13 protein-coding genes are annotated in these 14698 nt (G+C 63.5%); all 13 read right to left on the bottom strand.

The window, feature by feature from the left end; genetic code table 11:
* Positions 1-12: 12 nt before the first annotated feature.
* Positions 13-828 carry an orotidine-5'-phosphate decarboxylase gene (gene pyrF / locus RI103_RS02680; RefSeq protein ID WP_310813895.1) on the bottom strand — a complete coding sequence of 272 codons (816 nt, stop codon included), beginning with the start codon at positions 826-828 and terminating at the stop codon, positions 13-15.
* 143 nt (positions 829-971) lie between these two features.
* Positions 972-2033, bottom strand: a complete 1062-nt coding sequence (locus RI103_RS02675; RefSeq protein ID WP_310813894.1) for an aldose 1-epimerase — start codon at positions 2031-2033, stop codon at positions 972-974.
* Between the two features lie 226 nt (positions 2034-2259).
* Positions 2260-3162, bottom strand: a complete 903-nt coding sequence (locus RI103_RS02670; protein WP_310813893.1) for an SMP-30/gluconolactonase/LRE family protein — start codon at positions 3160-3162, stop codon at positions 2260-2262.
* On the bottom strand, positions 3159-3959 hold the full coding sequence (locus RI103_RS02665; RefSeq protein ID WP_310813892.1) for an SDR family oxidoreductase: 801 nt from the start codon (positions 3957-3959) through the stop codon (positions 3159-3161). The genes RI103_RS02670 and RI103_RS02665 overlap by 4 nt, the downstream gene beginning before the upstream one ends.
* Before the next feature lie 39 nt (positions 3960-3998).
* Positions 3999-5015 carry an L-arabinose ABC transporter permease AraH gene (gene araH / locus RI103_RS02660; protein ID WP_310813891.1) on the bottom strand — a complete coding sequence of 339 codons (1017 nt, stop codon included), beginning with the start codon at positions 5013-5015 and terminating at the stop codon, positions 3999-4001.
* A 54-nt stretch (positions 5016-5069) separates the two neighbouring features.
* The gene (araG, locus tag RI103_RS02655) at positions 5070-6608 is read right to left on the bottom strand and encodes an L-arabinose ABC transporter ATP-binding protein AraG (protein ID WP_310813890.1); all 1539 of its coding nucleotides are present in this window, start codon (positions 6606-6608) and stop codon (positions 5070-5072) included.
* Positions 6609-6889: 281 nt separating this feature from the next.
* Positions 6890-7888: an arabinose ABC transporter substrate-binding protein gene (locus tag RI103_RS02650; RefSeq protein WP_310813889.1), complete on the bottom strand. Its 999-nt coding sequence runs from the start codon at positions 7886-7888 to the stop codon at positions 6890-6892.
* A 132-nt stretch (positions 7889-8020) separates the two neighbouring features.
* Positions 8021-8797, bottom strand: a complete 777-nt coding sequence (locus RI103_RS02645; RefSeq protein ID WP_310813888.1) for an SDR family oxidoreductase — start codon at positions 8795-8797, stop codon at positions 8021-8023.
* On the bottom strand, positions 8794-9474 hold the full coding sequence (locus tag RI103_RS02640; RefSeq protein WP_310813887.1) for a 2-dehydro-3-deoxy-6-phosphogalactonate aldolase: 681 nt from the start codon (positions 9472-9474) through the stop codon (positions 8794-8796). The genes RI103_RS02645 and RI103_RS02640 overlap by 4 nt, the downstream gene beginning before the upstream one ends.
* A 36-nt stretch (positions 9475-9510) precedes the next feature.
* Positions 9511-10641 carry a 2-dehydro-3-deoxygalactonokinase gene (locus tag RI103_RS02635; protein ID WP_310813886.1) on the bottom strand — a complete coding sequence of 377 codons (1131 nt, stop codon included), beginning with the start codon at positions 10639-10641 and terminating at the stop codon, positions 9511-9513.
* Positions 10638-11624, bottom strand: a complete 987-nt coding sequence (locus tag RI103_RS02630; RefSeq protein ID WP_310813885.1) for an IclR family transcriptional regulator — start codon at positions 11622-11624, stop codon at positions 10638-10640. Before RI103_RS02630 ends, RI103_RS02635 begins: the two co-directional genes overlap by 4 nt.
* Positions 11625-12653: 1029 nt before the next feature.
* A protein-coding gene (locus RI103_RS02625; RefSeq protein WP_310812323.1) for an IS3 family transposase occupies positions 12654-13789 on the bottom strand; the annotation gives its coding sequence in 2 pieces (ribosomal slippage) (positions 12654-13531 and positions 13531-13789; 1137 coding nt in all).
* Between the two features lie 167 nt (positions 13790-13956).
* Complete coding sequence (gene mtgA / locus RI103_RS02620) at positions 13957-14679, bottom strand: monofunctional biosynthetic peptidoglycan transglycosylase (protein ID WP_310813884.1); 723 nt, start codon at positions 14677-14679, stop codon at positions 13957-13959.
* Positions 14680-14698: the final 19 nt, after the last annotated feature.

Below are 14698 nucleotides of genomic sequence, written 5' to 3'. Positions count from 1 at the left end.
GACAGTCTGCGATTACCGGAACGCGTTGATCCGGTCGCGCGTTTCCATGGCGGCCTTCGCGGCGGCTGCGGCGAAATCATCGCCCTTGCCTGCATAGATAATGGCCCGCGACGAGTTGATCAGCATGCCCGTGCCGTTCGCGGTGCGGCCGGCGTTGACCGTCGCTTGCACGTCGCCGCCTTGCGCGCCGATGCCCGGAATCAGCAGCGGCATATCGCCGACTATTCCACGCACCACTTCGATCTCCTTCGGGAAAGTCGCGCCCACCACCAGACTCAGCTGGCCGCTTGCATTCCACTTCTGCGCCGCCAGTTGCGCGACGACCTGATACAGCGGACGGCCGCCCGTCTCCAGGAATTGCAGGTCTGAGCCGCCCGCGTTCGAGGTGCGGCACAGCACGATCACGCCTTTGCCGTCGTGCTCCAGATACGGCTGGATCGAATCGAAACCCATGTACGGATTCACCGTCACCGCGTCCGCCTGATAGCGCTCGAACGCTTCGCGCGCATATTGTTCGGCGGTGCTGCCGATGTCGCCGCGCTTCGCGTCCAGAATCACCGGCAGGCCCGGATGGTTCGCGTGAATATGGGCGATCAGCTGCTCGAGCTGGTCTTCCGCGCGATGCGCCGCGAAGTAGGCGATCTGCGGTTTGAACGACGACGCGTACGGCGCGGTCGCGTCGACGATCGTGCGGCAGAAGTCGAAAATCGCCTCGGGACGCCCCGCGAGCGCGCCCGGGAATTTGCTGGGCTCGGGATCGAGGCCGACGCACAGCAGCGAGTTGGTGCGCTGCCAGGCGTCGTTGAGTGTCTGGATGAAATTGGACATGGTGGGTCTCGCGGCGAGCGGGAAAACGGAAGAGGCGCGTATTTTACCCGTCCTGCGCGGCGGCCCGCGCCAGCGGATGCGTTCAGGCGCGCGCACGGCGCCGGATCGCTACCCTTTGTCCCGTGGCCCGCGCCACCCGCCCGCTACTGCCGCCGCTTCGAGCCGCGCGCGCCCGGCATCGAACGCAAACCGGTGCGTTCGACGGTGAAGCGGAACGTGCGCGTCAGTCGCTCGCCACGTCCCAGCAAGGTCATGCCGTTTTCGCTCGCGCCGCCGGCCAGGTTCATCGCGTTGATCGGATGATCGACCGGTTCGAAGCAGAAGAAGTCTTCGCCGGGGGGCGTGTACAGCACGTAGTAGTCGGTGTCCGCGGCGACGTTCAGCGACAGGCGGCGCTTCGGCCACACCACCGCGGCCTGGCCGCTCCAGCCGGTAAAAGCGTGATTGACGATGGTTTCCGGCAATGGATACGCCACGCCGAATTGCCAGGCTGGCGGCGCCTGCACGTGCCGCACCGGCAGCCAGTCGTCGCCGGAGAGCCACAGGCCGCCGGCCGCGGCCGACAACTCGGTGTCCGCGTCACGTACAAAGAAGGGATGCACGCCCAGCCCGAAAGGCAGCGCCTCGCGGCCGGTATTCTCGATTTCGAGCGTGACGACGAGCGTCGGGCCGTCCAGCGTATAGGTTTGCGTCGCGCGGTACGTGTACGGCTTGCCGTCGCGGCGGTCGAGCGTGAGGCGGACGTTCTCACGGTCCGACTCGGCGACCTGCCAGGCCGATTGCCAACCGTCGCCGTGAATCGGCAAGGGTTCGTCGGCGCGATTGCGCGGCACGTCGACGCGCCGTCCCGCCACATTGAAATGGCCGCCGCCGATGCGGTTTGAATACGGCAGCAGCGGATAACAGGACAACTGGTTCGGCTGCGTGTCGGCCGCCACGTGGCGGCAGCGCCGGAAGATCGGCGTGAGCGCGCCGTCGTTGCGCCAGTCAAAACGGGTGACGCCGCCGCCGAGCGTCGGCGCGACGTCGAGACGCAAATGCGCGTTGGCGAGCGTAATGCACGCGACATCGCCGGCGCTGCTTTCGCCGACGGCCACCGCCGACGTGCTGGGACCCGGGAGCACCGGATTGGCCGCCGCCGCGAGTCGCGAGCGTCGGCTCTGGGAAGTCTGAGGGGAGGAGGAAACAAGATTTGCAACAGTCATATCTGGCTCCATCGAGAGGCTTGGGACGTTGCCGTCATTGCTGACGGATGCTGTTGGGCGATTTTCTTGAACTGGTCGCCTCTGGGTCCGAACTGCATGCTGCCGATTTGCTGCCACTGAGATTGCAACATCAACTTGCGTTTCACTTTCAGATCCATTACCTCGCTGCACTTCATTGCTTGATTGGCTGATTGCCGCCACGAGAGCGAAGCAGCGTCATTCTGCGCTAAGCGGGCGCGCCTTGGAACACCGGCTCCGGCAAACCTTGCCGTCCGGGCGTGGCGACGAACACACCGCCCGCCCACAAATCGCCGGCGAGCGCCGCGGCGTCGAGGTCGCAGCGCGCGCTCGTGATGTACAGCGTGCCGAGCTGCGGGCCGCCCAACGCGACGCAACTGGGCTGCGCAGTCGGCACGTCGACACGTTCCGTTTCCACGCCGTCGGGGCCGTACCGCACCACCCGCCGGCCGCCCCACTGCGCATTCCACAAGCCGCCATCGCGGTCGACGGTCGAACCGTCGGGTTCGCCCGTTGCGTCGGTGAGCCGGGTGAACAGGCGGTCGTTGGCGATGCCGCCGTCCGCGCGATAGTCGCACACGCGGATTTCTCGCGTAGGCGAATCGCAGTAGTACATCGTCGCGCCGTCGGGACTGAACGCGATGCTGTTCGAGATCGCCGGCGCTGGCAACGGCAAACGCTCCAGCGACAGATCGTGATTGAGCCGGTAGAACCCGCCAACCGGCTGCACCGGCGCGCTTTCATCTTTGGTCCCGAACACGAAGCGGCCCTGACGGTCGCAGCGGCCATCGTTCACGCGCGTGTTCAGGCCGGGTTCGACGTCGATGATGCGCCGCGTCTCGCCGGTGGCCAGTTCGAAAAAAGCGAGATGCGTGGCGAGGCCGAGCAACAGGTAACGCGGATCCGCGCACAGCGCGAACGTGGCGAGACGTTCGGGCATGCGCCAGGACATGTTGCTGGCGTCCCTCGGGTCATAGCGCCACAAACGCGCGCCTTCGATATCCGTCCAGTAGAAACGGCCGGTTTGCGCGCACCATGTCGCGCCTTCGCCGAGCGTGCATTTCGTGTCGAGCAGCAGCGCGGCCGTGGCTGGTGAACCGCCCGCACTCACGCCCAGCCTCCGTCGACGATGAGGTCCTGCGCGGTGATCATCCGGCTGTCGTCGGCGGCGAGGAAGAGCGCCATGCGGGCGAGGTCGGCCGGTTCCAGCTCAGCGTCGATGCACTGCCCTTCCTTGATCGAACGACGGCCCGCGTCGTCGAGCCACAATCGCTTCTGCTTCTCGGTCATCACCCAGCCCGGCACCAGCGTATTGACGCGGATATTGAAGTGACCGAGGTCGCGTGCGAGACCGCGCGTCAAACCCTGCACTGCGGACTTCGACATCACGTAGACCGGATAGCCGCCGTTCTTCAGCATCCAGCTGATCGAACCGAGGTTGATGATCGAGCCGCTGTTGGCGGCTTTCATGTCCTCCATCACCGCTTGCGCCGCGAAGAACTGGTGACGGATATTCACCGCGATGCCCGCGTCGAACGACTCGCGCGTGACTTCGCCGACCGTGTGGCGTCTGTCGTTTGCCGCGTTGTTCACCAGCACCTGGATCGGACCCAGCGCGGCCTTCACGTCGGCGATCGCTTTTTGCAACGCGTCGATGTCGGTCAGATCGCACGGCAGAAACAGCGGCTTGTGTTTCGAATCGCCGAGTTCGTCGGCGAGCGCTTCGCCGGCGCTCACGTCGATATCGAAGAACGCGACGCGCGCGCCTTGCGCCGCGAAATGCTCGACGAACGATGCGCCGATACCCGTTGCGCCGCCCGTGATCAACACCGTGCGGTCGACGAGGCTCGGATAGCGCGCGAAGGCGTGGTCCGCGAGACGGACATTTGCATTAGCCGGAGACGACATCGTTCGATTCCTTTTAGAGCAAGTGAGTGGGTCGCGGGTTTAGTCCCGCGATCCGCGGTTCTTCAACTGGTCGAGCAGCACGGCGGCGAGCAGGATCGCGCCACGCACGAGGTACTGATAGAACGCGTCGATGTTCATCAGGTTCATCACGTTCTCGACCGTGCCCATGATCAGCACGCCGATCACGACGCCGGAAATCGTCGCGCGGCCGCCGAGCAGCGACACGCCGCCCAGCACGCACGCCGAGATCACGTTCAGCTCGAAGCCTTCCGCCGCATTCGGCTGACCCGACGTGATACGCGAGGCCAGAATCACACCGGCCAGCGCGGTTACCGCGCCCTGAATCAGGAAGATGTAGACGCGCGTGCGTTCCACATTGATACCCGCCAGACGCGAGGCTTCCGGATTGCCGCCGATGGCGAGCGTATTGCGGCCGTACACGGTCTGGTTGAGCATCACGCCGAACACGATGAAGCACAGCAGCGTGACCCAGATCGGCAGCGACACGCCGAAGAAGCTCAACCCGCCCAGCGCAATAAACGTATCCGACGACACGCCCACCGCCTGACCATGCGAGACGATAAAGCCGAAACCGCGGACGATCTCCATCGTGGCGAGCGTCGTGATCAGCGCGTTGATGCGCAGATATGCAATCACCGCGCCGTTGACGAAACCGATCACGCCGCCCGCCGCCACCGCCGCGACGATCGCGATGAAGGTGTTACCGGTGGCGTTGAGCACCATCGCGCACAACACGCCGGCGAACGCGACCGTCGAGCCGACCGACAAGTCGAAGTCGCGCGAGGCGAGACAGAACATCATCGTGCAGGCGACCATGCCGATCTGCGAGATCGACAGCGCGAGGCCGAGCATGTTCTCGATCGAGAAGAAGTGATCGACGGTCAGCGACATCGTCACGAACATCACGACGAAGATCACGATCAGGCTGTACTCGGTGATCTGTTGCCACCATTTCGCCTTGTCGTTGGACTGCGGAATCAGCGCATCGGCGGCGCTCTTGGCGGCCTGTTGCGCGAGGTTTTCTCTGGCTTGCATGTTGAAGACTCCTCCCGTTCCCCACGGGTTGCCGGACTTTCGTCCGAATGATGTTCAGGCCGCCTGTTGGGCAGCGGCTTCCGCTCCGGGCAGTGCGGTCGAGCTTTGCGGCAGCGCGAGGCTCAAGACCGATTGTTCCGTTGCATCCTTGCGCGCCAGCTCGCCGGAAATCCGGCCCTGGCGCATCACGACGATCCGGTCGGACACGCCGAGCACTTCCGGCAACTCCGACGAAATCATCACGATCGCGCAGCCGCGTTCGGCAAGCTGATAGATCACGTTGTAGATTTCATGCTTCGCGCCGACGTCGATACCGCGGGTCGGTTCGTCGAGAATCACGACTTTCAGATCCGGCTCGGCCAACCAGCGCGACAGAATCGCCTTCTGCTGATTGCCGCCCGAGAGGAAGCGAATCTTCTGGCGGCGGCTCGGCGTCTTGATCTTCAGCAGCTTGATGAAACGGTCGGCGGTGTCCGCTTCCTTCTTGCGATCGAGGAACATCCCAGCGCGCAGATAGTGACGGCGGCAACTGATGTTGATGTTCTCCGACACCGTCGCCATCGCGACAATGCCCTCCTCCTTGCGGTCTTCCGGGCACAACACGATGCCGTGCCTGATCGCTTCGCCCGCGCTGCGCACCTTGATCGGCTTGCCGTCGAGCATCAACTCGCCGCCCTTCTTGTGATCGGCGCCGTACACCAGATGCATCAGTTCGCTGCGGCCCGCGCCCACCAGACCGAAGAAGCCGACGATCTCGCCGCGCCGCACTTCGAAGCTAGCCGGTTGCGCGAGCGCATGGCCCTCGATCGCTTTCGCCGCGAAGCGCACTTCGCCGAGCGGCCGTGCCGAGTAGTTATAGATGTCCGAAATTTCACGCCCCACCATCTCGCTGACGATGGTGTCGCGCGACACGCCTTCGAGCGTCGGGTGCGAGGCGATCTTGCGGCCGTCGCGGAAAATCGTGCAGGCGTCGCACAACTCGTAGATCTCGTCCATGCGGTGCGAGATGTAGATCATCGCGCGGTTGTCGGCGCGCAGATCGCGCACCAGCTTGAACAGCACTTCGGTCTCACGGTGCGACAGCGAGCTGGTCGGCTCGTCCAGTGCGATCACGCGCGCGTTGCGCAGCAACGCCTTGCAGATTTCGACCATCTGGCGCTGCGCGATCGAGAGCTTTCGCAGCTTCGCATTCGGGTCGAGCGCCACGCCCATCGCTTCAAGGCGTTCGCGCACGAAGCGTTTCGCTTCGCGTTTGTTGACCCAGCCGAGCGAGTTCGGCAGTTGCCCGAGCAGCAGGTTTTCCGCGACCGTCAGATCGGGCACGTATTGCAGTTCCTGGTGAATCACCGCAATGCCCGCCGCGATCGACGACGCCGCGCTCGAGAAGCGCACCTCGTTGCCGTCGATCATCACGCGGCCCGAGTCGGGCTGATATTCACCGCCGAGAATCTTCAGCAGGGTCGATTTCCCTGCGCCGTTTTCGCCCATCAGGCCGTGCACCTGGCCGACGTTGACGTCGAAGGACACACCGTCGAGCGCGCGCACGCCTGGAAAGACTTTGCCGATATTGTCAAAACGTAGCGTCGCTGACACTTCGCCTCCTATGTCGACAGGAGTTAGTGCTTTAGCTGTCGGCCGGAGTTAGCGCTTTAGCGCTTACTCCGGTCCCATGCAAAGCTCTTACTCCTGTCCCATGCAAGTTATTGCAGCTTCATGTGAACCGTACCTTGCTGTGCCTCGTGGGCAGCAGCGCAAAGCATGGCCTGTCTCTACTGCTGATCTTTTATTGCTGCTGCCGACACATGCCCTCTTTTGCGAACGAGAAACACGCGCCGGCAGTTCACTTCATGTCACCGCGAGTTGAAACAAATCGCTCAATTCGCCGCGAGGCCCATCTTCTGGCGCACGTCGGCGACGTTGTCACGCGTGGCCAGCATGCCGGTCGTCAGCGTCAGTGCCGGCGGTGCCTTGCCTTGCGTGATCCAGTCGTACATCAGCGTCGAGGTTTCTTCGCCATGGCGCTTCGGGCTGATGATGACCGTGCCGTAGAAGCCCGTCGGCGACGGCTTCTTGAACTCGTTGAGCGCCGAGTCCGAGCCGCCGATGCCGATACCGATCATGTTGTCCGCCTTGAAGCCACGGCCTTCCGCAGCACGCACGGCGCCGAGCACGGCTTCGTCGTTCAGGCCGTAGGCGATCCAGTGCTTGAAGTTCGGATTCTTCGTCAGCGCGATGTTGGCGGCGTTGAACGCGTTTTCCGTATCGGTCTTCGCTTGCGGCGCGGCGATGATGTTCGCCTTCGGGAAGCCGGCGGCAATCAGTGCGTCGGTTGCGCCGCTGGTGCGGTCATGCGCGGTCGGCAGTTGTTCGTAGGTCACGTCGATCGCGCCGACGTCCTTCATGTCCCAGCCGCGCTTCTTGATTTCCGCGGCCAGGCCGTCGCCGACCTGCTTGCCGATGTTGTACGCCGAGATGCCCATATGCGGCACCGATGCGATCGGCTTGCCCGCGCCGTCCACCAGACGATCGTCCACCGTCATCATCTTCAGGCCGTCGGCCTTCGCCTTCGCGACGATGCCCGGTCCGAGCTTGACGTCAGGCGTGCAGATCACGAAGCCTTGCGCCTTTTGCGCCGACAGGTTGTCGATTGCGCTCATCACCTTCTCGCCCGACGGCGCGCCGATCTTCACCAGCGTGAAGCCCTTTTCCTTGGCGGCGATTTCGGCGAACTTCCACTCGTCCTGGAACCACGGTTCTTCCGGCTGCTTCACGAGGAAGCCGATCTTCACCGGATCGGCGGCTTGTGCGACCGGTGCGTTGAAGAGCACACCCGTCGCCGCTGCTGCCAGCGTGAGGAAAATTCTACGTTTCATGATGCGTGTCTCCTGACTAATTGATAACGAGAAGGTATCGGCCGCGTCTTCTTGTACCGGGTATGACACACGCGGCCAGCGCGTCGTCCGGTGTACTCTTTGCGCCCCTGCGCAATCTGAGTCCTGTAAAAATCAGTCGTGATACAGCGCCGAGCGCCCGCCATCCACCGTGATGCAAGTGGCGTTGATGAACGGCGCTTCGTCCGAGGCGAGAAACACCGCCGTCATCGCCACTTCTTCCGGGCGGCCAATGCGTTTCATCGGCTGCAAATCCAGTGTGGCCTGCTGCGCCGCTGCCGGATCGGCCTGTTCGTTCCACCAGTCATGCGTCAATTGCGTTTCGATGTAACCCGGCGCGATCGCGTTGACGCGCACATTGCGCGGCGCGTATTCGATGCCGAGCGCGCGCGTCAGGCCGATCACACCGTGCTTGGCCACCGGGTACGGAAAGCAGCCCGGAATGATCTTGAACGAATGTGTCGACGCGATATTCACAATACTGCCCGCGCCGCGTTCGACCATGCCCGGCAACGCCGCGCGGCAACCGTTCCACACGCCGTCGAGATCGACCGCGAAGCAGCGGCGCCAGTCGCCGTCGGTCATGGTGAGCGGGTCGCAGAACACGTTGATGCCGGCGTTGTTCACCAGCACGTCGAGCGCGCCGAATGCGCGTTCGGCTTCGCTCACCGCGTGCTGAACCGACGCCGCTTGCGTCACGTCCGTGTGCACCGCGAGCACGCGCGCGCCGGTCTGCGCCTTGATGTGTTCCGCCGTCTGCTGCGCGGTGTCGAGATCCAGTTCGGCCAGCACGACTGCCGCGCCCTCGCGCGCGAACGCATGCGCGATCGCCGAGCCGATGCCGCGACCGGCGCCGGTGACCAAGGCGACTTTACCGGCGAGCCGTTTCATTTCTTGACACCCGCGCGGGCGATGCGCAAACCGTTGATGAACGCCTTCGCGTGCGATGCGGTCACGGCCGCGCTTTGACCCGGCTTGTACAGCGCCGAGCCAAGACCGAAGCCGTTCGCGCCCGCGCTGAGGAACGGGCCCATGTTGTCTGGCGTGATGCCGCCGACCGGCACCAGCGGCACTTGCGCCGCGATCACCGCGCGCCATGCCTTCACGACCTGGCAGCCGAGCTGTTCGGCGGGGAACATCTTCAGCACGTCCGCGCCGTTCTTCAGCGCGATGAATGCTTCCGTGGGCGTAGCGACGCCCGGCGCGCAGGCCATGCCTTGCGCTTTCGCGGCGCTGACAACTTCCGGATCGCTATGCGGCATGACGATCAACTCGCCACCCGCCGACTTCACGTCGCTGACGAAACTCGGATGCAGCACCGTGCCCGCGCCGACGATCGCATCGGCCGGCAACACCTTGCGGATCGCGGCGATGCTGTCGAATGGCTGCGGCGAATTCAGCGGCACTTCGACGATCCGGAAGCCCGCTTCGTAGAGCGCCTGGCCGTGCTCGGCGGCATCGGCGGGCGTCACGCCGCGCATGATCGCGATCAGCGGACACGCCTCGAACGCCGCGATCAAACCCGCGTGCGGCATGTACGGCGCGGGCAGATTGATGTGAGGTTGCATGTCGGTTCCTTGTTTCGTGGACGGCGGCGCTGCCGGTTATCCGGCGCGTGCAGTGTGGGTGGCCGGTTTGACGAGCCCCGCCTGAGAAGCGACACGCCACAGACCGCGCTCGGTGGCGTGCTTGACCAGTTCCGCCTGGGTGCAGCCGAATTGCGCCAACGCGATGCGGTAGCGCTCGCACAGCGCTTCGTTGCCAATCAGGCGCAGGCTTTGTCCGGCGAGCGCGCTCCGTTGTTGAGCGAGCACGGCGTCGAGACCGGCGAGTTCGTGGCCGATCAGCAATCCCGACAGATAGTCGGGTTGTTGTTCGCGTGAAAGTTGTCCGGTGAGGCCGAGCGTGCGCGAGCTGAATACGGTCGCGAGCACACCCGCCTGGCCTTTTTCCCGGGCGATGTTCACGCCATGCAGGAACGCGACGGTGTCCGGACGATCCGGCGTGAGCATCGTGCGGCCGAGGATGGTGTGTTCGCGCAATGCCGCGAACACCTCGCCGGTCATGAAGGTGTGGAAACGTTCGATGCGGTCCGCCTGGACCACCGCCCATTTCGCGTGGGTGCCGGGCAGACCGATCAGGGAGCGCTTGCCGCTGTCGGCGGTTACGGCCGTCGAATCCGTGCTGCCGGCAGCGCGCGCGTTACTCGTGGCATGAGCCGCGTTCGACGCCGTGGCCGCGTTCGAATCCTCGGCAAGCGCGCCGAAGATTTGCGTTTCCTCGCCGCGCATCACGTTGGGCAGTTCGCCGCGTTGCAGGACGCCCGGCACGATATGCAGCATCACGCCGCACGCCGCCTTGACGCGGACGATGCCGGCCACCAGCGCATCGGCGCTCGCCGGCGTGTCCACATAGGGCGCTTCCAGCCAGCCTTGCGCGCTGCCGACCATGCCTGCCGCGATCACCGGCGCGGCGGGCGCGTGTTCGAGCCAGGCGCCGCAGGCGTCGTCGAAGGCCGCGTCGAAGCCGCCCTGCTCGGCGCTGCGCGGCAGATTCATGATGCCGGCCGTCGATGCGCGCGTCGCCAGCACATTGCCGGACGCGTCATACAGATAGGCGCGCAGCGAGGTGGTGCCCCAGTCGAGCGCGATCAGCGCGGCGTGCTCGTGGCTGGCGTCGACCGCAACGGCTGTGGCGTGGCTGGCTGCCGGGGTGGGAGAACCCGCTCGCTTCATCGCTTGATCCTGCGGGTTGCCGGTTGCGGGGTGCGCCAGCCGAGTTCTTCCGAGATCGCGCGCGCTTCGCGCTGCACGACCGGAATCAGTTCGTCCATGCGTTCGAGCGACATGTATGGAATCGTGCTCGCCACCGACAGCGCCGCCACCACCGCGCCCGACGCATCGCGCACGGGAGCCGCGACGCAGCGGATCGACGCTTCGTTTTCTTCGAGGTCGAAGGTGTAGCCGCCGGCCGCGTAGTTGGTCATGCGCTGCATGAAGGTCTGCGCGTCGGGACGGTTGTCCGGCTTGAAGCTGACGCTGGCGAGCGCGCGGCGCGATGCGTCGAAGAGCGACTGCCAGACGTCCGGCGTGAGGTCGAGCATCATGGCCTTGCCGATTCCGGTCGACGCCAGCGGCATGCGGTGACCCACACGCGAACGCATTTCGAGCCCGCGAGTGCCGGGGATTTTGTCGATGTACAGGACGTCGTCGCCGTCGCGCACGCCGAGGTGGATCGTGTCGAGCGTTTGTTCCGCGAGCGATTCGAGGTGCTGACGGGCGACCGCGGTGAGCGGCATCTGTTCGAGCGCGATCGTGCCGAGTTCGATCAGCTTCGGGCCGAGCAGGTAGCCGCCTTGCACCTGGCGCAGGTAGCGGGCTTGCACGAGGCTGCTCACCAGACGATGCGTGGTGCTGCGGGTCGTGCCGAGCGCGGCGCCGAAGGTGCGGAGGTCGCGGACGCCTGCTGCTGCCGCTTCGAGAATCGCCAGGCCGCGCAGGAGGGTTTGCGTGCCGGCTTGCTGCGGGGTGATGTCGAGCAGCGTGCTGGGCAGTGCGATTCCGTCCACCGGGGCCGGGTGGAGGCTGGCGTTCGCGCGCGCTGCTTTGGCGGCGGGCGCCGACGGAAGCGGCGGCGTGGCGCTAGTCGCGTGGTCGACGGGCGGCGACAGGTCGGCTTCGGATTCGCTCGCTGCGCGAGTAGGCATCGCTTTGTTCATGGCGATTCGCTTTTCGATGGTTTTTTTGCGCTTACAGCGCGGGGCCGGAGAGTGGGCCTTGATTGTTCGCGGTGTCGCTCGCGGTGTTGCTCGCGCGGCGGCGATGCCTTTGGGTTTTAGGCATGGTTGGGCTTGTCTCCGGTTTTTTTGCTGTTGCTTTTCGGCGCCTGGCGGCGGATGAGTTCCCTTGCCGATGCGGCGCTTTTCGCGTGTTGGGTTGGATTGTAGGGCGGTTTTTGAGAAAGCTCCAATATGTGAGTGTTTGATTCAGATAATGGGATTTGGTGTTGCCGTGGGCTTTTTGGGGATGTGTTCTTTTAGGTGTTGGCCTTTCCTTGATTTCTTAGTGGTCTATTAGCGTCGCCCCTGTGCGGGGCGGCACCTACTTTCTTTGCCGCGGCAAAGAAAGTAGGCAAAGGAAGCCGCTTCACACCGCCAGCTCATAAGCAGAGCCCCCGCGCAGTCGCGGTAGTGGTACATCTGGAATCTGTCCCCTCGCACATTCCGCACTCGTGACACAGCAGTCATATTTCCCGCCTCGCGCCGTGCGCTCGCCGGAATGGTCTGCTTAAAACCAATGGGGTTGTTTCTGCCCGGTGGGGGCCGTCGGCTTCGCCTCGGCGTGGTGCCGAAATGCTGATTTTGGAAGTTGTCGTCGAGAATGAATGGCTGGCAATTTTGCGATGTCTTGCCCCGCGCCTCACCACGTTATGGCGCCTAAAAACCAACGGTTTGACGGCATTTCGCCGAGGCGAAGCCCGACGGCCCCACGCCGCACAAGCAAATCCACTGGTTTTAGGTAGACCGTTCCGGTGAGCGCGGAGCGCGAGACGGGAGGTATGACGGCCTTGTCACCGAGGCCAAATGTGCGAGAACACAGATTCCAGATGCGCCACTACCGCGACTGCGCGAGGGACCCGCCTATAGGCTGGCGGTGTGAAGCGGCTTTCTTTGCCTACTTTCTTTGCCGCGGCAAAGAAAGTAGGTGTGTAGTGGTCAAGCCTCTTTGGACACCCACAAAGAGGTTTTTCAATAAATCGAAGTTTCGTATCGCACTGGAGGCAAATTGTTTGCCGCCGAATGAATGCGCCGGTAGTTGTAGAAGTCTGCGATGTAGCCCGCGATGTCGCGGCGGGCGACTTCGTGGCTGCCGTATTCCTGTTCGCCAATCCATTCACTTTTCAGGCTTCTGAAGAAGCGCTCGACCACCGCGTTGTCCCAGCAATTGCCCTTTCTGCTCATGCTCTGGACGATCCCGTTCGCCTTCAGATCGCTCACAAAGCGCTCGCTCGTGTACTGGCAGCCCTGATCGGAGTGGAACATCAGCCCCGCTGCCGGGCGCCGCTTCTGCCGGGCCTGCTGTAGCGCCTGGATGACCAGTTCCGTATCCGCCTGCAAGGCGAACGCCCAGCCTACGATGCGGCGCGAGTGCAGATCCATCACGATGGCCAGATAGGACCACCCCTGACGCGTTCTCACATACGTGATATCGCCCGCCCATACCCGGTTGATCGCGCCCGGCTCGAATTGCCGCTCAAGCAGGTTAGGTGCAATCAGGGCTTCACCCCCGGCCTTGCGGTACCGGTGCGTTCGCCGCCTGGCCACAGCCAGTTGCGCCTCGCGCATCAGCGAACGCGCCCGGTAGCGTCCGATCGCGTAACCCTGCTGCTGCAGTGCCTGCGCCATCCGGCGACTGCCGTAACTGCTGCGGCTTTCGCTGTGAATCTGACGCACGGCCTTCAGCAGTGGAGGCGATGCGACTGGTTTGCGTGGCCGCGCAGCAAAGGCGTAATAGCTGCTTCGCGGCACTTTCAGCAAACGGCACATCAGACTCACCGGCCAGGCCTTCTTCAGCGAACGGATCACTTCGAGGAGCGATCCATTTCCTTGACGAAGAAGGCCGTAGACTTTTTTAGTATCTCGCGCTCCCGCTCAAGCTCCATCACGCGCGCTTCCAGCTCACGGATGCGTCGCTGGTCGCGCTGGATCTGCATGTCGCTGCGTGGCGGCTCAGCCTGCTGCGCACGCCACTGCGCCACCCAGCGCCGCAAAGCCGAGTCGCCCACGCCCAGCGCCTCGCAAGCCCTGGTGATCGAATAACCCTGCCCAACCACCAGTTGCACTGCCTCTGCCTTGAATTCGTCAGTCAGGTTCCGTCTGCCCATGTCTCTCACCTCAGTTGGAGAATTATCCCCTTTAGAGGTGTCCAGAGCCATTGGATCACTACAGTGCCGCCCCGCACAGGGGCGACGCTAATAGACCACTAAGAATTCAAGGAAAGGCCAACACCACAAAAAACCACAACCAAACCGCCGAGCAGGCAAAACCCAGATCAATCCGGCAACTCCGCCGCCCCCATTCTCCGAGCAATCACGCGCGAGCGCTGCGCCAAATACTGCGACCCCCGATGCTCATCAAAATACTTAGGCTGCGGCAGCATAACCGCCAAACGAGCCGACTGCGCAGCAGTCAACTTACTCGCCGACGTCTTGTAATAATAATGAGCGGCCGCCTCAGCCCCATAAACCCCATTCCCCCACTCAACGGAGTTCAGATAGATCTCGAAGATGCGCTCCTTATCCATCAAGGTCTCAAGCATCCACGTAATGATGAGTTCCTGCCCCTTCCGGATATAACTCTTTTCCCGCGACAAAAACAGATTGCGCGCCAGCTGCTGAGTAATAGTCGACCCACCGCGCACAATCTTGCCTTTAGCCTTATTCCGCTCCCAAGCCTGCAAAATAGCGTCGGTCTCATACCCATTGTTATTAACAAAATTCGCATCCTCAGAAGCAATAATCGCGCGCTTCAGATTCCGCGAAATCTGGTCATACGGCACCCAGGTATGCTGCACTGAAAGATCCGGCCGGTCCTGCGACAAACGCCACGCATCCGAGCGCATGAACGACGTACTCCGCGGATTGACGTAGTTCCACACCGCGATCTGTCCGAAATAAAATGCCTGCGTCGCGAGCCACGCAATCGCCACCACGGCGCCCAGATAGAACATCCACTGCACCGGGCCTGGCCGGTTCACGCGCCGCGTTGCTCTCATCGTGCTCCCAATCCTCGTG

It is taken from the genome of Paraburkholderia sp. FT54, from assembly GCF_031585635.1.
Lineage (GTDB): Bacteria > Pseudomonadota > Gammaproteobacteria > Burkholderiales > Burkholderiaceae > Paraburkholderia.
The sequence above is the reverse complement of the archived record's forward strand: the minus strand, read 5'-3'. Positions and strand labels throughout refer to the sequence as shown.